Genomic DNA, 21,706 nt, shown 5'->3' with positions numbered 1-21,706 from the left:
TGCTTCAAGGCGATTTGCGGCAAAATGTACGAACTGGTTAGTTTAGTCAATTGCCGCCAGGGAAGGCTTGCGACTAAATGAACAATCCGGTCTCACCGGCCAAATCCAGGTCACGCGAGGGGACCTCACGCGCGCAGGACCCCGAGGGCACCCGCCAGAACATCATCGAGGTTGCGGCGCAGGAATTTGCGCTCAATGGCCTGTCCGGCGCGCGCATCGACGAGATCGCCGCCAAGACGCGCTCGTCCAAGCGGATGATCTACTATTATTTCGGCAGCAAAGAGGGCCTCTATGTCAGCGCCCTCGAAAACGCCTACCGGCAGGTCCGCGAGGGCGAGGCCAAGCTCGATATCGATGGCCTGTCCCCGCTCGATGCGCTGCGGCGCCTGGTGGAATTCACCTTCGATCACCACCACCAGCATGAAGAATTCATCCGCATGGTGATGATCGAGAACATCCACCACGCCGAATTCCTCGAACGCTCCGACGTGATCGGCGACCTCAACGTCACCGCCATCGGCAATATCGAGACCATTTATGCCAAGGGGCTGGCCGACGGCCTGTTCCGGCCGGGGCTCGATCCGCTGGAGATCCACTGGCAGATTTCGGCACTGTGCTTCTTCAACGTCTCGAACCGCGCCACCTTCTCCAAGATCTTCGGCAAGGATGTGGGCAGCCCCGCATCCCAGGATTCCCTGCGCCGGCAGACCGTCGAAATGGTGCAGCGCTTCGTGGTCCGCGCCGACAAACTGACCGACCTCTAGCCGCGCGCCGGATCGACCGGCCACAGGGCGCTCAGCAGGCGATAGCCAAGCAGCTGCTTGCCGGTGGCCTTGAGCCAGGGCCAGGACAGCCATATCTGCGGATCGACCTCGCGGGCAAAGTCCTTGATCGCGCGCACATCGGCATCCCGCTGCCAACTCAGCGCCATGCTGGCGCAGCGGATCGCCTCGCGCGCCAGGGCTGCGCTGAGATAGTCGGACAGGTCGGGATGGGTGGCGAGAAAGGCGGGCTGCTCGCGCCGGAAGATGTCAAAGGCCAGCGCCCGCTGCTTGAGATCGGCCAGCACCCGATCCCCGGTATAGGCCTCCGACATATTGGCACCATGCCGCCGATAGACCCCCTGCACCGCCCCGATAAAACCGATATCGCCGATCGCGGCAAAACGCAGCCACATTTCCATGTCCCCGGCATGGGGCAGGTCGGTCCGGTAGCCGCCGACGCGTTTCTGCGCGCTGGTGCGCACCACCGCCGTTGGCGTCGGCACGATATTGCAGGGCCCGCTCTGGCGAATGAAGGCCTCGCCGTCGAAAACCCGCGTATCGTCCGCGCCATAGCCGTCGCCCAGCGGCCAGACCATGTCATCGGGGCCCTCGGTGTAGCGGTTGAGGGCATTGCCGAAGACCATGTTGATGTCGGGTTGGGCGTCCATCATCGCGGCTGCACGCCCCAGCGCCCCCGGCCACAGCAGGTCATCCGCCGACAGCAGCAGCAGGTAATCGCCCGAGGCCCAGTCGAGCCCCTCGTTGAAGGTGGCGATGTGCCGGCAATTGACCGTATGGCGCCGGTAATGCACGCGGGCATCGCTCGCCGCCAGCCGCGCCCCGATCTCGGGCGTATTGTCCGGCGAGGCATCGTCGAGGATCAGCACCCGCACCTCGACGCCCTCCTGGGTAAGGACACTCTCGACGCATTCTTCCAGAAAGTGCCCATAACCATAACAGGGCACGATGACGTCTACTCGCGACATGCCGATACCTCACTCACCGCGGCGATGATGGACCTCTGCAAGTGGCTAGAAAATACCCCGGCGGTCGATCATCCGGGTGATACCATCGTCCTTCCCGTTCGGTTGTCAGCCGCGCCGGCGCGCTGATAGGCTCATCCAACTTGCGGCACACCCCAACTTGGACCGTCCAGCATCGGCATGGAATATTCCGCACTCATCCGCACCTTCAATTCCGCGCAATCCATTGCCGCAACCGTGGATGCCCTGGCCGATCAGACGAGCCCCCCTCAGCGCTTTGTCATCGTCGATTCCGGCTCGACCGACGCCACGCTGAGCCTGCTCCCCGCCGACAGCGTCGTGGTCCGCTACGCCGGGGAGCGCTTCAACTATTCGAGCGCTTTGAACCAGGGCGTGGCGCATCTGGACACCGGCTACACGCTGATCATCAGCTCCCACACCGTATTGGGCAATCCGGACGCCATGGCCTATGCCCTGGCGCTGCTGGCCGCCAATCCTGGGTTAGGCGCCGCCTATTTCATGCCCTCGCCATCCGGTTCGCTGACCTACAGCGCCATCGACGCCAGCAATTTCACCGGCTTCAACGGCGTCTTCAACACCTGCGCCGTGTTCCGCACCGCCCTGCTCGCCCGGCGTCCGTTCCGGCCCGAAGTATTTTCGGCCGAAGACCAGGAATGGTCACGCTGGCTGATCGAAAGCCAGGGGCTGGCCATTGCGCGGATCACCGGCGGCGGCATGCAATATCGCAATCCCCTGACCGACCGGCGCGACAAGCACCTGCGCGAACAGGTGGCCGTGGCCATCTATGCCAAGCCCGACATGCTGCGCGCGCCCTATCTGGCCCGGGTCTGCTACCGCATGCTGCGTCCCACCGCGACCTTCGCCGACCGCGTCGCCAATGCCCGCCTGCTCGGCACGCTGGTCTATTACCGGCTGACCCGCACGCTGCCGCCCAATTTCAACTGATCGTCAGGCGTTCTGGCGCAGCCAGTCCCCGAACCGCCGCTCGCCATCGGGCGAAAAGCTGATCACTCGCGACTCCGGCATGCGCCGCGCCCAGTTCAACGCCAGTAGCCGATCGAGGATCGCCTTGCCGGCGCGTCCGGCCAGATGGTGCCGCCGCTGGCTCCAATCGAGGCAGGCCCGGCATAGCGGCCGGTTGCTGGCGGGCAAGTCGTCCTGCTGCACGCCGATCTCGCCCAGCTTGGCCCAGAAGCGGTCGGTCATGCCGAGATCCGCCCCCAGCCAGCCATCCGCCTGCGCCCGGTCATACAGCATCACGCCCATCTCGCCCGCCAGATGGTCGTAGCAGATGCGGGCCTTGCGCAGCGCCGGCTCCCTTGGGCCGGTGCGCGGCAGCGCCACCGTGTCGCTCGAAAACACCATCAGCGCTTCGAGCAAGGCCGCCACATGCGGCCCCGCCAGCCGGAAATAACGATGGCGCCCCTGCGCCTCCACGGCCAGCGCATCGCCATCGACCAGCTTGGACAGATGGCTGCTGGCGGTCTGCTTGGTGATCCCGGCATGCCCCGCCAGTTCCGTCGCGGTCAGTGCCCGCCCATCGAGCAAGGCGAGCAACATGGCGCTGCGCGCCGGATCGGCAACCAGCGCGGCGATGCGGGCAATGTCGGGGCCTTCGGTCATGGTTCGATGCTAACCGAACCATCGTGTCCGGCCAATAGGCTATTCGATGGCCAACAGGAAAGGCTCAGACATGATCGCGGTGATTTTCGAGGCGGATACCACGCCGGAGACGCAGGCCGAATATCTCGACATAGCCGGCGGCGTGCGGCCATTGCTGGCCGAGATCGACGGCTTCATTTCCATCGAGCGTTTCGCGAGCCTGAGCACGCCGGGCAAGGTGCTGTCGCTCTCCTTCTGGCGCGATGAGGCCGCCGTCGCGCAGTGGCGCAACCTGCCCGAACACCGCCGCGCCCAGGCCGCCGGCCGCCATCACGTCTTTGCCGATTATCGCCTGCGCATTGCCGGTGTCCTGCGCGACTACGGCAAGACCAGCCGCGAGCAGGCCCCGACCGACAGCCGCATCCATCACGAAGAGACCAGCCATGTTTGACCTTGAATTTGACCTCGCCAACCGGCCCGGCGCGCTGGCCGAACTCGGCGAAGCCATGGGCCGGGCGGGTATTCCCTTCGAGGGCGGCGGGGTGTTCCAGACTGGCTCGCGCGCCATCGCCCATTTCCTGTTCCGCGACGGCGAAGCCGCCCGTCGGGCCGCCGAGGCGGCCGGGATCACCGTCATCGCCATACACCGCCCGCTGATCCGCAAGCTCAAGCAGGGCACCCCCGGCCAACTCGGCGCCCTCACCCGCGCCCTCGCCGATGCCGGGGTGAACATCACCACCCAATATTCCGACCACCACAACCGCCTGATCCTGATCTGCAACAACCCCGAAGCCGCCATGCAGGCCACGATGGGCTGGGCGGAGGATTGATTGGCGGGGTCTTTGCGGCCCGCGCCCGGGCAACCACCGAACCGTCACCCTCGGGCTTGACCCGAGGGCACTGCACTTTCCCAAGCTCAGCCAAGTGAAGACCCCTGACACTGCATTGGGGGGCCAACCTCCCCTTTCACACTCGCCTCGACGTCCCCCGAGCGCTCGATCCCGAGACATGCCTCTGGCGCGAGTTTGGATCCCGACCGTCTCGTCATCCCGACCGACCGCCTCGGACCGATGCCTCCGACCCGACAACCCACCGAACCGTCACCCTCGGGCTTGACCCGAGGGCGTTACACTTTCGCAGCTCGGCCAAGTGAAGTCCCCTCGGGTCTAGCCCGAGGTGACACCGCGTTGGAGGCCCAACCTCCCCTTTCACACTCGCCTCGACATCCCCCGAGCGCTCGATCCCACAGACATGCCTCCGGCGCGAATGAACCGACCGTCCCATCATCGGACCGACGCCCCTCCTCGCGACCGACCCATCTCCTCATCGCTCCATCCTCCCTCCCGAGCGCCTCCACCCCATCCCCCGCCCCCTTCAGACACGCCTCCGGCCGATGCCTCTCGCGCGGTCCGTCTGAACACCGGCCTTTTGCAAGAAATCTGCAAGAAAACTGTCAGAATGCTGCAAGAAAACTCCCGTGTTCTGCAGGATTTTTGCCGCCTTTCTGGCGTCCAGCTGCACCCGCTTGCAAATGTACTAACTAGTTCATACATTGCCGCAAAATGGGGAGAGCAGGCGTGAAGACCTCGATAGCAACCGTATCCATCAGCGGCGACCTGCGGGAGAAACTCGAGGCCATCGCCGCCGCCGGGTTTGATGGCGTCGAGATTTTCGAGAACGATTTTCTGGCTTATGACCGGGCGCCGCGCGAGGTTGCCGCCATGGTGGCCGACCTCGGATTGACCATCACGCTGTTCCAGCCATTCCGCGATTTCGAGGGATTGCCCGAGCCGCAGCGGACGCTAACCTTCGAGCGGGCCGAGAGAAAATTCGACCTGATGGGCGAGCTCGGCACCGACTTGATGCTGGTCTGCTCCAGCGTCTCGCCGCTGGCACTGGGGGGCGTCGACCGGGCTGCCGCCGACTTGCGCGAGCTGGGCGAAAGAGCCGCGCGCCGGGGTTTGCGTGTGGGCTATGAAGCGCTGGCCTGGGGCCGCCATGTCAACGATCACCGCGACGCCTGGGAGATCGTCCGCCGCGCCGACCACGCCAATATCGGCATCATCCTCGACAGCTTCCACACCCTGTCGCGCGGGCTCGATCCCAACTCGATCCGGGCCATTCCGGGCGACAAGATCTTCATCGTCCAGCTGGCCGACGCCCCGCTGATCGACATGGACCTGCTCTATTGGAGCCGCCATTTCCGCTCCATGCCCGGCGAGGGTGACCTGGCCATCACCGACTTCATGCGGGCTGTGGCGGCGACCGGCTACAATGGCCCTATCTCATTGGAAGTGTTCAACGATCAGTTCCGTGCCGGCTCGCCCCGCACCATCGCGGCGGATGGCCACCGCTCGCTGGTTTACCTGATGGACCAGGTGCGCAACAGCGAACCCAGCATCGCCATCGACGTCCCCGCCCTGCCGCCGCGGGTAAAGGTGGATGGGGTCGCCTTCGTCGAATTTGCCGCCGACGAGGCCGAGGCGCAGACCCTCGCCACCCACCTGCGCCAGCTCGGCTTCCGCCTCACTGGCCGCCATCGCAGCAAGGCCGTCGAGCGCTTCAGCCAGGGCGACATCAACATCGTCATCAACACCGAGCGCGAGGGCCACGCGCATTCCGCCTATCTCACGCACGGCACCTCAGCCTATGCGCTGGGGCTCAAGGTGGATAATGCCGAAGCCACCGTGCAGCGCGCCCGGGCGCTGGGCGCGCAATTGTTCAGCCAGCGGGTCGGAGCCGACCAGCTCAGCATTCCCGCCATTCGCGGCGTCGGCGGCGGAGTGATCTATTTCCTTGATGAGACATCAGAATTGGGCCGCGTCTGGGATATCGAGTTCGAGGGCGTGGACGATCCGAGGCCCGCGCAGGACGCTGGTTTGCGGCGCGTCGATCACGTCGCCCAGACGATGAACTATGAGGAAATGCTGACCTGGATCCTGTTCTACCGCTCGATCTTTGCGGTCGACAAAAGCCCGATGGTGGATGTGGTTGACCCCTCAGGATTGGTGCGCAGCCAGGTGATCGAGAATGCCGCCGGCTCGCTGCGCCTGACGCTCAATGGTGCCGAAAGCCACCGGACGCTGGCCGGGCGCTTCATCGCCGAGACCTTCGGCTCCAGCATCCAGCACCTGGCCTTCGGCAGCGACGACATCTTCGCCACGGCCGCCGCGCTGGCCGGTAACGGCATGGAAACGCTGCAGATTTCGCCCAATTACTATGATGACCTGCTGGCCCGGCTCAGCATCGCCCCCGACCTGCTGGACCGCCTGCGGCAGGCCAATATCCTTTATGACCGTGATGCCGAAGGCGAGTTCTTCCAGCTCTATTCGCGCAATGTCGGAGAGGGCTTTTTCTTCGAGGTCGTGCAGCGCGTCGGCGGATATCGCGGCTATGGCGCGGCCAATGCGCCGTTCCGCATCGCCGCCCAGAAGCGCAGCATGCCGCCGGTGACCATGCCAAGGGACAGCTGAGCCCGGTATCATTCGAGCTATCTGCCGGTGATGCATGGGCTATTGCCCGGGCAACACGCGCCTCGCACTCTCGCTGCAGAATGAGCGGGAGACCCGAAGGTGGAACCACGCGTCAGCATCATCCTGCCGCACCTCAACGAACCCGACCTGCTGCTGTGCTTGCGCTCATTGGAAGCACAGGCCAGCAGCGGCATTCCGTTTGAAATCCTGGTGGTCGACAATGGCTCGCGGGAGCTGCCCGAGGCCACGGTCGCGCAGGTGCCCCACGCCCGCCTGCTGCGCGAACCGACCCCGGGCCCCGGCCCGGCCCGCAATTGCGGGGCCGCCGCCGCGCGGGCACCGATCCTGGCCTTTATCGATGCCGACTGCACGGCCGATCCCAATTGGCTGGCGACGATTGCCGACTGCTTCGAGACGCGGCCGGATGTTGATTTCACCGGCGGCGATATCCGCATTCGCCCGGCCGATCCGGCGCGGCTGACCGCCGTCGAAGCCTATGAGAGCATCTACAGCTATCGCACCCGCTACTATGTCGAAGAGCTCGGCTTTGCCGCGACCGGCAACATGGCGGTGCGGGCCGCAGTGTTTGCCAAGGTGGGACCGTTTGGCGGCATCGGCACGATGGAAGACACCGAATGGGGCCAGCTCGCCAGTGCCATGGGTTTCCGCATCGCCTATCTCGCCGACGCGCGGGTCTATACGCCATCCTGCCGGTCTTTTGCCGAGCTGGCGCGCCGCTGGGACCGCCATGTCGCGCATGAATTCCGCACCGTGGCCGACCAGCCCATGGGCACGCTGCGATGGCTGGCGCGCAGTGCGGTGATGGCGCTTTCACCGCTGGGGGAGGTTCCCCGCATCTGGCGGTCGGACCGGGTCACCGGCTGGCGCGAGCGGCTGGCGGCGCTGCAATGCGTCACGCAGGTGCGGCTCTACCGGGCCGGGCGGATGATCGGTCTCGTCTGGCACAACAATGCCGCCAGCATGGTCGACATGTGGAACCGCGAAAACCGCTAAATGCCGGTGGCTGCATACATTGATTGATAAGGCCGTAGCTCCCCCGTCCATCGCATGAGCGACGTGCGCCCCGCCCCCACGCATGCCAGTCTTGCTGCACAATTGCGCCACTATGCGGCGTTCGAGGCAAGGGCTCCCCATGTTGCAGGACTTCAGCGGTTTCGACCATGCGAGTGGAACGCCCGGCCCGGAACACGACCGGATTCTGCGTCTCGACAAGTCCTATGCGGCCGCCCGGGAGCGCCTGCCCGAATTGTGCGACCTCGCCGTCGCCGGGCTGAAGCGCATGGCGCTGCCCGACCTGCGCTTTCCCCAGACCATGCGCAGCGTCGACAACCGGGATGGCTCCGGCACGGCAGCCGAGGGCGATAGCCTGCGCTACGCGATCAATGCCGGACAGGGCCTGAACTGGACCAGCGACGCCACCCAGCGCCAGGTGCTGGCTGGCCGGAGCGCGGTCGATCTGGTGCTGGCCTGCGCGCGGCGGGCGCACCATTCGCGCGATCCCGGTGCGGTTGCCCTGGCGGCCTGGGCCGCCGCCGAAACCGCCAACACTTTTACCCCGGAACTGTTCTCCGCACTCGAAGACTGGCTGACCGACGGCTCCTACGTTGAAACCGTCTCCTGTGCCTGGGCACTGTCCGCGGCAGTCGCGGCGCGGCATCTGGGCGATGTGCGCGAAGTGCAGCGCCTCGCGACCCGCAACCTTGAAGCCGCGCAGGCCGATTGCGGGCTGTTCCCCCATGTGATGCCCGCAAGGGCTGCACGCTGGGGACGCGGCCATGTGGGGTGCTTTGCCGATCAGGTCTATCCCATTCAGGCGCTGGCGCGCCTTGGCTATGGCGAAAGCGATGAGGTAGCCCTCTATGCCGCCAATGCCTGCGCGGCCGCGATCGTCGCCCTGCAGGGCCCGGCGGGCCAGTGGTGGTGGCACTATGATGTCCGCGACGGGAGCGTCGTGGAGGGCTATCCGGTCTATAGCGTGCATCAGCATGCCATGGCTCCGATGGCCCTGCTCGACCTGCAGGAGGCCGAGGGAGCCGACCACCGGGCGGCCGTGGTCAAGGGGCTGGCCTGGATCGACCAGCGCCCGGAAACCGGGGAGCCGATGGTTTCGGAGGCCGATGGCGTCATCTGGCGCAAGGTGGGGCGCAGCGAGCCCCCCAAGCTTGCCCGCACCATCGCCGCAGCCACAACCGCTATCCGCGCCGGCTGGCACCTGCCCGGCATCGACGCGGCAATGCCTCCCGGCAAGATCGACCGGGAATGCCGCCCCTATGAGTTTGGCTGGATGCTCTATGCCTGGCGCGCGCGCGGCGTGGTGCAGGCCTTGCGCCGGGACGACCGCTAGGCCCGCCCGGCGGCCGTGACATCCTGTTTTCGCTGCAATGCCAATCCCTCCCTGATCGGGGGCTAGGGTTCGCGCAGGCTTTCGTCGAGGCCGCGGATCAGCGGGTAGAGGAAATAGGAAATGACGGTCTGCTCGCCGGCATGGATTTCGGCGGAGACGGTCATGCCCGGCAGCAGGCGGAACGAGGCGGGCAGGTTGCGCAATTGCTGGTCGCCGAGGTCGATGCGGACCTTGTAGAAGGCCGGGCCATTGGCCACCTCAGCGCCATCTGGGCGGGCGAAGGAGTTTTCGCTGATCGCAGTTACCTTGCCCTCGACCGTGCCATGCTCCTGAAACGGGAAGGCATCGAACTTGACCTTGGCCAGGTCGCCGATTGCCAGATGGCCGATGTCGTTGCTGGCAACGGTCACTTCCACGTCGAGCGGCACATTGGTGGGCACCAGGGTGATCAGCGGCTCGGCCGGCTGGACCACAGACGCCACTGAGCGCTGCGCCACTTCGAGCACTGCAGCATCGGCGGGCGCCACGATCTGTGACATGGCCGTGCGCAGATCGACCTTGCGCAATTCCTCGATGGCGCCGGCCCTCTTGTCCTCAAGGTCGACCAGCGCCTCGAGGGCGAGGCGTCTATAATCCTCGATATAGTTTTGCCGCTCGGCCCGGGTCTGGGCCAGTTGCTGCAGCGCCTCGGCATGAGCGCCCTTGACCTGGGTCAGGCTCACTTGCAGGTCGAGGCTCAAGTCGCGGCTTTGCAGGAAGGTCAGGCGCGAACCATTGCCGGCGTCAGCCAGGGTGGCATGCATGTCCTGGATTTCCTGGAGCCCGGCAATGCGCTTGCCGAGTACGGCCTGCTGATCGGCGGCGGCATCGATCATGGCCTGGCTATGGGCTATCTGGGCGGCGAAATCATCGAGCCGCGCGTCGTAGGCGGAGCGGCGCTGCGCGGCCAGCTCGGCCTGCATCCGCGCTTCCGGCGAGGGGTTCTCGCCCGGCTCGTAGACGGCACCCGCCAGTTCGGCCCGGATGCGGCCGATCTGGGCGTCAAAGCCCGCCAGCTTGGCCTGGATCTGGCCGGTATCGGAGGAGGCAAAGGTGGGATCGAGCGCGGCCAGCAACTGCCCCTTGGTCACCAGATCGCCCGGCTTGACGTTGATCGAGCGGATGATCGACGTCTCGAAGGGCTGCATGACCAGCGTCGGCTCGCTGGTGGCGAGCTTGCCGGGCGCCACCACGATCTCATCAATGCGCGACACACTGGCCCAGTAGATGCCGGCGCCGATGGCGGCCGCCACAAGGTATAGCGTCATGCGGGCGGTGATGGGCGGGCGGCGTTCTTCGAGGGCGATGGCGTCGCTCTGGAAATCCATGACCGCGGCCTGCTTGACCGGCGAGACCAGCTTGAGCTTGGTCTTGCCCGGCTTGCCGGCCGGTTTGGGAGCGGGTTGGGCCTGGGTCATCCGACGAGCTTCATCTGCTGGTTCCACAGGTGCCGGTAGGTGGTGCAGCGCGTCACCAGCTGGCTATGGGGACCGACATCGACGAGCCGGCCGCGATCGAACACCAGGATGGCGTCGGCATCGGTCAGCATCGAAAGCCGGTGGCTCACGATGATCACCGTGCGTCCCGCCGCGATACCCTTGATGCTGCGCTTGACGATGGCTTCGCTATCGGGATCGAGCGCGCTGGTGGCTTCGTCGAGAATCAGGATTTTCGGATCGGTGACCAGAGCGCGGGCGATGGAGAGGCGTTGCCGCTGCCCGCCGGAGAGGTTTTCGGCGCCCTCCTCGATCACCGTGTCATAGCCGCGCGGCAGCTGCTCGATGAACTCCACTGCCCCGGCGAGCTTGGCCGCCTCCACCACCTGCTCGAATGTCGCGTCGGGCTTGGCCGCCGCAATATTGTCGCGGACAGTGCCGCGGAACAGGAAGCTGTCCTGCAGCACCACGCCGACGTTGCGGCGCAGGTGGTTGAGATCGAGCTCGCGCACGTCGTGGCCGCCAATGCGGATCAGGCCCTCCTGGATGGGATAGAGGCCCTGGATCAGGCGGGTCATGGTGCTCTTGCCCGAGCCGCTGCGGCCCACCACGCCCATGATGCTGCCGCCGGGCATGGCAAAGCTGATGTCGTTGAGAGCAAAGCCGCTGTCGGGACGATAGCGGAAGGCGACATTCTCGAATTCGATGCCGCCTTCCAGCTCGGGGCGCAGGCCCTCGGTACGTCCGGCGCGCTCGACCTTTTCGTTCATCACCTCGCCCAGCATGCGCACGGAGAGGGCGACCTCCTGGTATTCGTGCACCATGGTGACGATCTGCACCAATGGTCCGGAAACGCGGCCGGCCAGCATGTTGAAGGCGATCAGCGCGCCCACCGTCATGGTGCCATCAAACACCTGCAGCGCCCCGAGGCCGATAATGGCGACCGCCATGAGCTTTTCGAGCAGGCCCGTGACGGCCTGGGCGGTGACCGAAATGGTCTCGACCCGGAAGCGGGTATTGATGGTCTGCGCCGAGCGGTCGTCCCACATGCGGCGCTGCAAAGGCTCCATGGCGAGCGACTTGAGCGTGCGAATGCCGTGCATGGTTTCGACCAGCAGCCCCTGCCGCTCGCCTTCAGCGGCGTAAAGCGCGGCCAACCGCTTGCGGAAAGGGGCGACCAGCAGGGCGACCACAAGGCCGATCAGCGCGCTGAAGCCGAGCACGATCAGGGCCAGGGTCGGGCTATAGAGAAACAGCACCGGCACGAAGACAAACAGCGACAGCGCGTCGAGCAGGGTGAGGAACAGGCGGCCGGTGAGGAATTCGCGGATGCGGCTCGACTGCTGCATGTGCTTGACCAGCACGCCAGCCGAGGCCTGCTCGAAGAAGGTGATCGGCAGGTCGAGCAGGTGCCGGAAAGTTCGAGTCGCCACACGGATATCGATTCGGTTGGTGGCGTAGATCAGCAGGTAGCGGCGCAGGAATACGAAGACCGCTTCGAACAGCAGCGCCACCCCGACGCCGATGGCCAGCACGACCAGCGTTGCGTAGCTCTGGTGCACCAGCACCTTGTCGATCACCAGCTGGAAGAAGATCGGCGTCGCCAGCCCCAGCGCATAAAGGAACAGGGCCGCGATGGCGACGTCGCCGAACAGGCGCTTCTGGTGGAGGATTTCGGGAATGAACCAGCGGAAGCCGAAGGGCTGTTCGGGATCGGCGAGGCGATAGCTGCGCTTGAGCAGCAGCAGGTCACCGCGCCAGCGCTTGGCGAACTGGTCGAGCTTGACGCCAATGACGCCCCCCGGCGCGTCGGCCAGGGGATCGTAGAGGCGTAGGATGACCTCGCCCTTGTCGTCCTTTTCGGCCCCGAGCACGCTGACCCAGTTGCCGTTTTCAAGGCGCGCCAGGGCGGGATAAGCTTGGCCGAGACGCAGCACGGCGGCGCGGTTCACCTTGGTGCGGCGCGCCTGCAGACCCGATTCACGGGCCATGCGCAGCATGAGGTCAAACCCGACCCCTTCACCGCGAATGGCATACTCGGCAATGAGGCGTTCGGCATTGATGTCGAAGCCGTGGTGGCGAAGGGTGGCGGAGAGGCATTCTGGACCAGTCTGGGTGCGGGCCGTCATGGGAGTGCCTGGCTCCGCCTCACTCGAAGTTCGGTGAGCCGTTGTGGTGGACGCCGTTGCCGTTGGTCTTGCCGTTGCGGACCGGCACCACGACGTCCTCGGCCTGGGTCCGGCGAATGGCGCCAGCCTCGATCAGCCCGTTCATGGCGTTTTGCAGCACTTCGAAGCTATTGGCGAAGCCCTCCAGCGACATCACCACGCGCTGGCGATGCTCGGGCACCGGCTGGCCTGCCGCATCGCGCATGGTGGTCGACAGGCTCACCAGATCGATGCGCACGATGGTGCCGGTTACGGTGATCTCCCCGATGGCGTCGGCGTAAAGTTCGCCCTGCATAATTCAATATCCTCGTGTTCGAACTGGCTCAGGAGGCCAGCGTGTTGAAGACAACGTCGACGTAGTAGTTGGAGGCGTTGAAGCTGTTGGTCGGGAAGAGGCTGGAACTGCCATAGGCATAGAGGCCGTTGCCGCCGCTCGAGGCGCTGGACGGAGCGGTCAGCGGGCCCGAGGTGATCGACGATGCAAAGCCATTGCCGGTGGCCGAGTAGTTGCCATCGCTGTGGTAGGAAACCACGTAGGTGGTGCCGGCCGTAATGGCGATCGGGCTGGTAAAGGAAGCCGTCTGCCAGCCGCTGGCAGTTTCGTTCTGGAAGGTCACCGTGCCCAGGCGCACGCCGGCAGCGGTCCACAGCGAACCGGTATGGGTGCCGGTATTGTTCGGCCCCTTGTAGAAGCGGATGCCGGTGACATTACCGTTTTGCGAGGCGCTGAACTTCATGCCCAGCTCGACCGAATTGGGGTCGGCAACACGGACTGTTGCCGGTGTCGAATTGGCCGCGAAGATCGAGTAGGTTGTTGGGGGCGGCGCCGCGACAGTGAGGGACGCTGTGGCCGAAGCCGTGCCGCCACGCCCGTCGGAGATGGTGTAGGTGAAACTGGCCGCGCCCGCATAGCCGGTGGTGGGCGTAAAGGTGACGATATTGGTCTGCGCGTTGAAGCTGGCCACGCCATTGACGCCGCCCGAGACGCCGGTGACCGTGAGGACATCGCCATTGGGATCGGTATCATTGGCCAGGAGCGACGCCGCAGTGATCTGGGCGGCCGTGTTGTTCTGGGTGGTGTAGCCGCTGTCATTGTTTGCCACCGGGGCGGCGTTGGCGCCCTGCTGGTAATAGACGTCCACCCAGTAATTGGTGGAGGTGTAGGTGCTGTTGGGGAAGACCGAACCGCTGCCATAGGCATAGAGGCCATTGCCGCTGCCGGCGACGCTGGCCGGTGCCGTGATGCCGCCATTGGTGGTGGCGGTGCCGAAGAAGCCCGACGTGGCCGAATAGAAGCCGCTATTGGTGTGATAGGACACGATGTAGCTGGTGCCGGCCGAGACCGCGATGGGATTGGCGAAGCTGGCGGACTGCCAGCCGCTGGCGGTTTCGTTGGTGAAGGTCACCGTGCCCAGATTGACCCCGGCGCTGGTCCACAGGGTGCCGGTATGGGTGCCTGTATTCTGCGGTCCCTTGTAGAAGCGGATGCCGTTGATCTGGCCGTTGGAAGCGACGGTGAACCGCATCCCCAGTTCGACCGACTTGTTGTCGTTGACACTGACGGTCGCAGGCGTGGCATTGGCGGCGAAGAGGTTCGCCCCGGTCAGGGCTGCGGTGACGGTCAGGGAGACACCAGCCGAGGCGGTGCCGCCGCGGCCATCGGCCACCGAATAGGTGAAAGTCGCTGCGCCCGCATAGCCGGCTGTCGGCGTGAAGGTGACGATATTGGTCTGCGCGTTAAAGCTCACAGTACCATTGGTTGCGCCGCTGACCCCGGTAATGGTCAACGGGTCGCCGTCGGGATCGCTGTCATTGGCGAGCAGTGTTGCAGCGGCGAGCTGGAGTGCCGTGCCCTGGGTGGTGCCATAGCCGCTATCGCCGGTGGCGACGGGTGGCCTGTTGGGCTGGGCCGAAACGGTGAGAGCGACGGTGGCGCTGGCGGCGCCGCCGCGGCCATCGGCGATGGAATAGATGAACGAGGCCGCGCCCGAATAGCCCGCAGTCGGGGTGAAGACGACGCTGTTGGTCTGGGCGTTGTAGACGGCGGTGCCGTTGACCGCGCCGCTGACCCCGGTCATCGAAATGGGGTCGCTGTCGGGGTCGTTGTCATTGGCGAGCAGAGCCGCCGCCGTCAGTGTCAGGGCGGTGTTGAACGGGGTCGTATAGCCGCTGTCATTGTTGGCGATGGGCTGGCTATTGGCGGCAGAGGTGGAGACCATCACCACGTCGACCCAGTAATTGGTGGCGTTGTAGGTGCTTGTCGGCATCAGGTTGCCGGCACCATAGGTGAAGACGCCATTGCCCGCAGCGGGTGCTGTCAGCAGACCGCTGACCTTGTTGGTGGTGAAGTAATTCGCCGTGGTCGCATAGCGGCCATTGCTGTGATAGCTGGCGACATAGGTCGTGCCAGCCACGATATTGACTGGGCTCGAGAAGGTCAGGGTCTGCCAGCCACTGGAGGTTTCGTTGGTGAAGGTCCCCGTTGCCAGAAGCGTGCCGGTGGAGCTCCAGAGCGAGCCGGTATGCGTGCCGACGTCGAGGGCGCTCTTGTAGTATTTGATGCCGGTAATCATGCCCGCGGCGGAGGCCACGAAGCGGACTCCCAGATTGACCGGGTTGGTGTCGGAATTGGAGAGGGTGGCCGGCGTATCGCTGGGCTGGAACAGCGTGCTGGTGGTGGCCGAGACGACCACATCCATATTGACCATAGCCGAGCTGATGCCGCCGCGGCCATCGGAAATCGAGTAGCCGAACGAGGCGGGGCCGGTATAGCCGGCATTGGGCGTGAAAGTGATCGCCTGGGTCTGCGCGTTGAAGACCACCTGCCCGCCCGAGGCCGCGCCCGCACCAATGATGGTCAGCGGGTCATTGTTGGGATCGGTGTCATTGGCCAGCAGTGTTGCCGCCGCGAAGGTCGTGGCCGTGTTGCGCACCACGAGGAAACCATTGTCGTTATTGCCGACCGGCGGATCATTGGCCGTAGGAACGCCACTGAACACCACGTCGACCCAGTAATTGCTTGCCGCACTCGTCGAGGTGGGGAAGGCATTCTGGTTGGCATAGGTGAAGACGCCCTGGGTGGCTGTGAGGGCCCCTCTGGTATGCGGGGTTGTGAAGTAGTTTTCCGTGACGGCGTAGCCCAGCGGGCCGAAATAGCTCGCCACATAGGTGGTGCCAGCCGTGATTGAGATCGGGCTGTCGAAGATGACGGTCTGCCAGCCGCTCTGGGTCTCGTTCTTGAAGGTGGCGGTGGCGAGAAGCGTCCCAGTCGAACTCCACAGCGCGCCGGTACGTTCGCCGATGTTGCCCAGGCCCTTGTAGTAGCGCAGGCCGACAATGCTTCCCGACTGATTGGAGCTGAACCGCACGCCGACCGTCACCTTCTGGTTGTCGGTGGCGAAGGGCACGGCCGGAACATCGCTGGCGGCGAACAGATTGCCCGACCCGCCCTGATCCACCGTGACGGTGACGCCCGCGCTCGGCGTTTCGAGGTTGATGCTGTCGTCCACGGCGCGTGACATCAGCGTGTAGGAGCCAGCGGCAAGGGGCGTCCACGAATAGGTCCAATTGTTGAAACCGGTGGCGCGGTGCCAGGTCGAGCCGCCATTGGTGGAGACTTCCACCACCGCGATGCGCCCGCCGCCGCTATCGGTCGCGGTGCCTGTAATCGTGTAGGTCGTGGCGGCCGTGAGGCTACCGGTGGGGCTGGGCGAGGTAATGGTGCTGGTCGGCTTGATCGTGTCGGTGCTTTGGCTGGCCACGGCCAGGCTCTGCATCAACGTCGTCGGCTGCACGCCCATATCGGCGAACAGGTTGATCATGGCCTGCTGGACGTTGCGGTCGATCGGGGTGGCTTCATTGTCGTGGTTGGCATCGAGCCCCCATGACCAGTAGACCGAGCCCGCGCCGAAGACGAGCGCGCCGCTGGGGGCGCGATAGAGTGTCAAGGCATGGGACGCAGTGCCCGGTCCAACGGCGCTGCCATAGTCAAGCAACAGCGAATTGACGTTGACCGTGGTGGACGACAACGGCACCAGACCTGCCGGGCGGAAGCCATTATCGACATCGGAATTCCACTCATAACCCAAGAGGTTTTTGGTGAGGGTGTAAACCTGCCCGGGGTTTAGATCGGCTACTGCCGTATTGGTCCAGAAGCGGAAATTGGACATATCATAGGGAACGTCAATCGCGTCCAGACGATAGGAGTCCACCGTAAACATGTTGCCGACCAAGGCGTTCTCGGGGTTGCCCGAGCCATAGACCGGGTCGCGCCATGTCGAGGTTGTGCCGTTGACGTCGGAATTAGCGTTATCCCAGCGCTCCTTGTAGGAGACGAGCGTCTTGTAGGGCGTGCCGGTGCCGTCGATGCTGGCTTCCCAGCGGGTCTGCCAATAGACTTCGTTGCCGGTCCAGAACGACAGGTTGACGCCCGCATCGCGTGCGGCTTCGACATTGGCGCGCTGATCAGCCGACCAGTATTCATCGTGCCCGACGGTCAGGAAAATCTTGCTGTTGAGGAGCTGGGCGCCCGTGGATGCGGAGTCGATGCCGGAGATGTAATCGACGTCATAGCCATTCTGCTCGAGGAAGCGGATGGCCGAATATTCCGCGCCGAAAATGAAATCCTGTGGGCCGGCAGCGAAGCCGCCATCGCGGGTGATAATCGGGCGGTTGTAGCTGAGCTTGCTGGCGCGTCCGGCACGCCCGCCCTGATCGATGCCGCCATAGAAATTGTAGCCGCCCCACCAGTTATAGGCCTGCCAGGTCGTGTCCGACGTCTGGAATGTGATGTCGCTGGGAGCCTCGTCATCGCGCACGATGAAGGGGATCATGTTCTCGCCACCCGAGCCGTCGAACCGGGTCAGCCGGGCGAAATAAACGCCCGACACCGCGTCCTGCGGAATGGCCCAGGAGGCGCTGACCGCCCAGTTGCCCGCATCGACCAGTTTGGTGGTGGGGTCGAACAGGGGCAGCGGCTGGACCTGGGCAGTGGCCAGGTTTTTGTTGATCGAGGTGATCAGGCGTGCACCGTCGCCGCCATAATAGCCCAAGCGATAGATATCGATGCGGTAGTTGCGGGAGTCAGTATCGATCTTGAAATCGATGGTATTGCCATGGTTGATCGTGAACTGGACGGCATAGCCCTCGATCGACGGATCGCCAGCGCCGATCATCCAGACGCTCTCGGGCGTGCCCTGCTTCTGGTTTTCCAGCACGATGGCATTGGCCATATTGGCCGCGGACAGCAGCGGGATTTCGCCCATATTGGTTTTTGCTGCCGTGGTGTTGAGCGTCGGTGCCAGCTTGCTGGCGCTTTCAACTACCGCCGGCTCATAGAACATCAGCGTGCGCGGGGCATAGCCGGTTGGTTGGCCCGTCGAGGCGGTTGGCCCACCGGTGCGCACCGAGCACATGGTGCATGCCCGGCCGGTGCAGGATCCGCATGGTGTCGTGGCGGCAGCGGACAGCCAACTGCCGCGCCAATCGGCCAGAGCCGAGGGCTTTGAGATATAGCTGGCCGAGGCGGCATCGCCCTCGACCCCGCTGACCTGGAGCGCCGCGGTCGAGGCCGGGGCCTCGGTCGATGGCGAGGGAGGCGTGGATGGCGCGCCGCCGGTTGAGCTGGGCCCACCAGTCAGGGCGACCGGCGTCGGCATCACCACGCTGACGGGCGATGCGGGGGGCGTCGTTGCGGCCGGCACGACGGGCGCAACGACCTGCAAGGCCGGCGTTGACGTGGTGGCGCTTGCCGAGGCGCCGAACGCGCCGGCGAAAGCCACCGGGAGGGAATAGGAGGGTGTATCGCCGTGGCCCGGCATGAATGAACGGGCGAGGCCGCGCTCAGCATAGGCCTGAGACACCGGTGCGACGCTGGGGGCGGTGGTTTCGACCCAGGCTTTTGACGGACCGCGCCCATAAGTACTCACGGCCCGCGGCCGGACAGCAGCGCGTTGCGTGTGGGAAGTGGAGGCACCACCCGCCATGTTCTGGAACTGGAAGGCTTGGCCGCGGCTGGTCTTGCTGTACGTTTTCACGCGGACCCCCTATTTTGTCGAAAATGAGGCTTTCACAAGTCTCGGGGGGCCGAAATCAATAGATAGATTATGACGGGCTAGTAGTCGTAGTCATCGAACGCCCCGGGGACCGCGCGGACTTCGCGAAGCCAAGTGCCGAGGTGACAGCGTCGGGCCGACGATCCTCCCCATCTGCCCGACGCCGCCGATCGCAGAAGTCGGATGCGCAAGACGGCGCCACGAACACCCGGTCTCGCAGCCCAGCGACCACTGCAATGTAAATCCACCAGTATTTCCCTGCACACTAGACCGGAGCGGCTGCGGCGCCACAATTGCCTGACCGGCTTAGTGGTGGCCGGTCCGGTTGGCGCGAAGGCGCTCTTCCGCGCGAGGCGCAGGAGGAAAGCGCCGCAACGCTAGCTCCTTCTATCGATCGGCTTTCCCGTAGAGAGCATTGCGGATGGCGGCGTCGACCGCCTCGCCGGCCCCGTCCCAACGCAAGCCGCGCTGGCTGTTGGACGCAGCGCTCGCATAGGCGTCGAAATCGGGCATGGCGACGATCTCCTCCAGGGCGCGCGCCAGGGCCTGCGGTGTCGCTGCGGCGTAGTGCACACGCGGATCATCGATCACCAGGCGATTGTGGCGCGCTTCGTTGAGCACCGGAATGCAGCCCGAGGCCAGCATTTCGAGTGGCACCAGCGACACATTGGTCAGCGAGAGACTGAGGCCGGCAAAGCACCGGTTGTAGAGATTGTTGAGCTGCTGAGGCGAAGCCAGCCCATGGCTGACCCCGGCAAAGGGCAACGCATCGACGGGTTCGCCATAGAGGTGGATCTGTATATCCGGCCGCCGTGCCGCAAAGAGCTGCAGCGCCAGCATGCCCAGCTCGTAGCCGCGTCGCGGCGTACCGGGCCGGGCGTAGAAGGCCACCGCATTGCGTGGCATGCCGAGGTTGAAATAGCTCGTGGTATCGCAGCCGAACTCGAAAGCGTCGGTTGCCATACCGTATTCGGCGGTCAGCTTCTCTGCCAACCAGCGGCCCGCCGTGATGGCGTGAAAACCCATATGGTAGGTGTTTTCGGCGAGGATGCGGTCGGCACTGACGGCGTAGAAATCAGGCTCGAAATCCTGCACGAAATAGAAGCGTTTGCCGCTGCTGGGGGCGGCATAGGCGGCATAGGCGGTAGGCCAGCTGGTCGCCACCACGCCATGCGCTGCTTCCATCGCCCCCTCGAAGCGCGCCACGGGACCATGAAAACCGTAATAGTCCCGCAGGATGGGCACATATGGCTCCATACTGGCGAGGCGCGCATCGTAGAAGTAGACGCGGTTGCGATATCCGTTGGCCTCAAGGAAGCGGATGATGCGGAAGATCGTGGTGTGCCCGCCAGATCCGGCATTGGGTGCGGTCATGATCCAGTTAAGCGTGATCGGCTCGTTTGGCGCCGGGTGGGCGAAACTGTGGACGGAGCGCTGCTCAAGGTCGGCAGCCAGGATATCGGCATCGCGCACCATGCGTCGCGCCATTTGCGGCTGCAGGGCTTGCGCGAGCTTGGCGCGAAGCCGGTTGCTGACCCCGCTGACCCCTTCGTGCTCCAATATCCAGGCCAGTTGCTGGTAGCGCCGATGCAGGGTGCTGATCTGTGCGACCTGTTTGAGGTTGGGGCGCTGGCCTTCGCGGGCGCGCCGGCCCGCCGATTGTTCAAGCATTGCGAGCCTCTTGGCGCATGCGGGTCCCGATGGGCGGTTCGCGGGGATCAAAGGACATGGCGGCTTTCACCCCGGCCTGATGCACGGTCGAGCCGCCGAGACTGCGCAGCGCCTCTCCCGTCAGCACCGCCAGTCGGAACAGGGCCGTCGCCACCGCGCCGTGATGGCGGGCATAATCGAGAATGCGGTTGGTGGTGAGGATGGAATAGAGCCGCGGATTGGCATTGTAGTCGCCGCCGAAATGCACGATCTCGGCCTGCGGGACATATGCAATTGTAAAGCCGGCCCGGCGCGCGCGACGCTGATAGTCCACCTCCTCGCTATAGAGAAAGAAACTCTCGTCCCACGATCCGATTGCGGCGCGGGCTTCGGCGGAAACGGCCAGTGCAGCCCCACTGGCCCAATCGACCGCGCCGGGCGCATCGTAATGTCGTGGGGCGCAGACGCATTCGCCCAGATCGAGACCTGATCCGAGTTTTGAACCAAGGAGGGCATCGGCCCAGGCCGTGATCACTGAGGGCTCGCGCCGCAGCGAAAGGTAGAGCGAGCCATCCTCATGGAGGATACGCGGCACGGCGACGGCAACGGTGTTGGAACCGAACGGCTCGACTAGGCGACGGACCGAACCGCGCGACAACCGAATATCGGAATTGAGGATGAGGACGTCGGCATCGTCGCGCACCGTCGCGATGGCTGCATTGATCCCGGCGGAATAGCCGCCGTTGCGGCCGGTCCGCACCACGCGCGCGCCAATGGGATGGCCTTCGGCCAGCTCGGACGAGCGGTCAGACGAGGCGTTGTCGGCGACGACAATCTCCCACTGCTCGATCCCTTCAAGACCGATCGCCATGGTATCAAGCAGGCCGCCCAGGGTGTCGGCGCTATTGTAGGTCACCACGACCACAGCCAGCGGGCGCGCGGAGCGACCTTGGGGGCTCGTGCTATTCGGCTGGGTTGGGACGGCCACCCGTTTCCTCCATGAACGAGAGGACGCTAGCGGCTGGCGCTCCGGCTGGTGAACTAGCGATTTTGGTCTAGGACCGTTCCAATCAGCCTAGTTGATACGCATTGCTAGGCACCACGCCTCCACCACGTATCGCCCGCGCATTCCTACTATTAACCCGCTGGCCC

Annotated in this window: 15 protein-coding genes; 7 read left to right on the top strand and 8 right to left on the bottom strand. The window is 64.8% G+C overall.

Annotation, left to right across the window (positions count from 1 at the left end):
• The first annotated feature begins 77 nt into the window (after positions 1-77).
• Complete coding sequence (locus tag ACZ5WT_RS08220; RefSeq protein WP_464286883.1) at positions 78-764, top strand: TetR/AcrR family transcriptional regulator; 687 nt, start codon at positions 78-80, stop codon at positions 762-764.
• Here ACZ5WT_RS08220 and ACZ5WT_RS08215 read toward each other — a convergent pair.
• Positions 761-1,750: a glycosyltransferase family 2 protein gene (locus tag ACZ5WT_RS08215; protein WP_464286882.1), complete on the bottom strand. Its 990-nt coding sequence runs from the start codon at positions 1,748-1,750 to the stop codon at positions 761-763. The two genes, ACZ5WT_RS08220 and ACZ5WT_RS08215, sit on opposite strands and share 4 nt — an antisense overlap.
• Before the next feature lie 177 nt (positions 1,751-1,927).
• Between ACZ5WT_RS08215 and ACZ5WT_RS08210 the strand changes: the two genes are divergently transcribed.
• Positions 1,928-2,713: a glycosyltransferase family A protein gene (locus ACZ5WT_RS08210; protein WP_464286881.1), complete on the top strand. Its 786-nt coding sequence runs from the start codon at positions 1,928-1,930 to the stop codon at positions 2,711-2,713.
• Positions 2,714-2,716: 3 nt separating this feature from the next.
• On the opposite strand, the gene ACZ5WT_RS08205 is transcribed toward ACZ5WT_RS08210, so the two are convergent.
• Positions 2,717-3,391, bottom strand: coding sequence for an ArsR/SmtB family transcription factor (locus tag ACZ5WT_RS08205; RefSeq protein ID WP_464286880.1), 675 nt, complete (start codon positions 3,389-3,391; stop codon positions 2,717-2,719).
• Between the two features lie 70 nt (positions 3,392-3,461).
• Between ACZ5WT_RS08205 and ACZ5WT_RS08200 the strand changes: the two genes are divergently transcribed.
• The 5 genes from ACZ5WT_RS08200 (at position 3,462) to ACZ5WT_RS08180 (ending at position 9,208) form a co-directional block, all read left to right on the top strand.
• Positions 3,462-3,821, top strand: a complete 360-nt coding sequence (locus ACZ5WT_RS08200) for an antibiotic biosynthesis monooxygenase family protein (protein ID WP_464286879.1) — start codon at positions 3,462-3,464, stop codon at positions 3,819-3,821.
• The gene (locus ACZ5WT_RS08195) at positions 3,814-4,200 is read left to right on the top strand and encodes an amino acid-binding ACT domain-containing protein (protein WP_464286878.1); all 387 of its coding nucleotides are present in this window, start codon (positions 3,814-3,816) and stop codon (positions 4,198-4,200) included. Before ACZ5WT_RS08200 ends, ACZ5WT_RS08195 begins: the two co-directional genes overlap by 8 nt.
• 747 nt (positions 4,201-4,947) lie before the next feature.
• Positions 4,948-6,843 (top strand): bifunctional sugar phosphate isomerase/epimerase/4-hydroxyphenylpyruvate dioxygenase family protein, encoded by a 1,896-nt coding sequence (locus ACZ5WT_RS08190; protein ID WP_464286877.1) that lies wholly within the window; start codon positions 4,948-4,950, stop codon positions 6,841-6,843.
• 99 nt (positions 6,844-6,942) lie between these two features.
• Positions 6,943-7,857: a glycosyltransferase family 2 protein gene (locus ACZ5WT_RS08185; protein ID WP_464286876.1), complete on the top strand. Its 915-nt coding sequence runs from the start codon at positions 6,943-6,945 to the stop codon at positions 7,855-7,857.
• A 139-nt stretch (positions 7,858-7,996) separates the two neighbouring features.
• Positions 7,997-9,208, top strand: a complete 1,212-nt coding sequence (locus tag ACZ5WT_RS08180; protein WP_464286875.1) for a hypothetical protein — start codon at positions 7,997-7,999, stop codon at positions 9,206-9,208.
• A gap of 62 nt (positions 9,209-9,270) precedes the next feature.
• On the opposite strand, the gene ACZ5WT_RS08175 is transcribed toward ACZ5WT_RS08180, so the two are convergent.
• From ACZ5WT_RS08175 to ACZ5WT_RS08150, 6 genes are all read right to left on the bottom strand, one after another.
• Positions 9,271-10,665 carry an HlyD family type I secretion periplasmic adaptor subunit gene (locus ACZ5WT_RS08175; RefSeq protein WP_464286874.1) on the bottom strand — a complete coding sequence of 465 codons (1,395 nt, stop codon included), beginning with the start codon at positions 10,663-10,665 and terminating at the stop codon, positions 9,271-9,273.
• Complete coding sequence (locus tag ACZ5WT_RS08170) at positions 10,662-12,812, bottom strand: peptidase domain-containing ABC transporter (RefSeq protein WP_464286873.1); 2,151 nt, start codon at positions 12,810-12,812, stop codon at positions 10,662-10,664. The genes ACZ5WT_RS08175 and ACZ5WT_RS08170 overlap by 4 nt, the downstream gene beginning before the upstream one ends.
• A 19-nt stretch (positions 12,813-12,831) precedes the next feature.
• Complete coding sequence (locus ACZ5WT_RS08165) at positions 12,832-13,146, bottom strand: hypothetical protein (RefSeq protein WP_464286872.1); 315 nt, start codon at positions 13,144-13,146, stop codon at positions 12,832-12,834.
• 28 nt (positions 13,147-13,174) lie between these two features.
• Entirely contained in the window at positions 13,175-18,886 is a 5,712-nt protein-coding gene (locus ACZ5WT_RS08160; protein ID WP_464286871.1) for a DUF4082 domain-containing protein, read from the bottom strand.
• 405 nt (positions 18,887-19,291) lie between these two features.
• Positions 19,292-20,575 (bottom strand): rhamnosyltransferase WsaF family glycosyltransferase, encoded by a 1,284-nt coding sequence (locus ACZ5WT_RS08155; protein WP_464286870.1) that lies wholly within the window; start codon positions 20,573-20,575, stop codon positions 19,292-19,294.
• A complete protein-coding gene (locus tag ACZ5WT_RS08150; protein ID WP_464286869.1) occupies positions 20,568-21,542 on the bottom strand; it encodes a glycosyltransferase family 2 protein in 975 nt (324 codons plus the stop codon). Before ACZ5WT_RS08150 ends, ACZ5WT_RS08155 begins: the two co-directional genes overlap by 8 nt.
• Positions 21,543-21,706: the final 164 nt, after the last annotated feature.

The sequence above is a fragment of the Devosia sp. T2-14 genome (genome assembly GCF_055397495.1).
The sequence above is the reverse complement of the archived record's forward strand: the minus strand, read 5'-3'. Positions and strand labels throughout refer to the sequence as shown.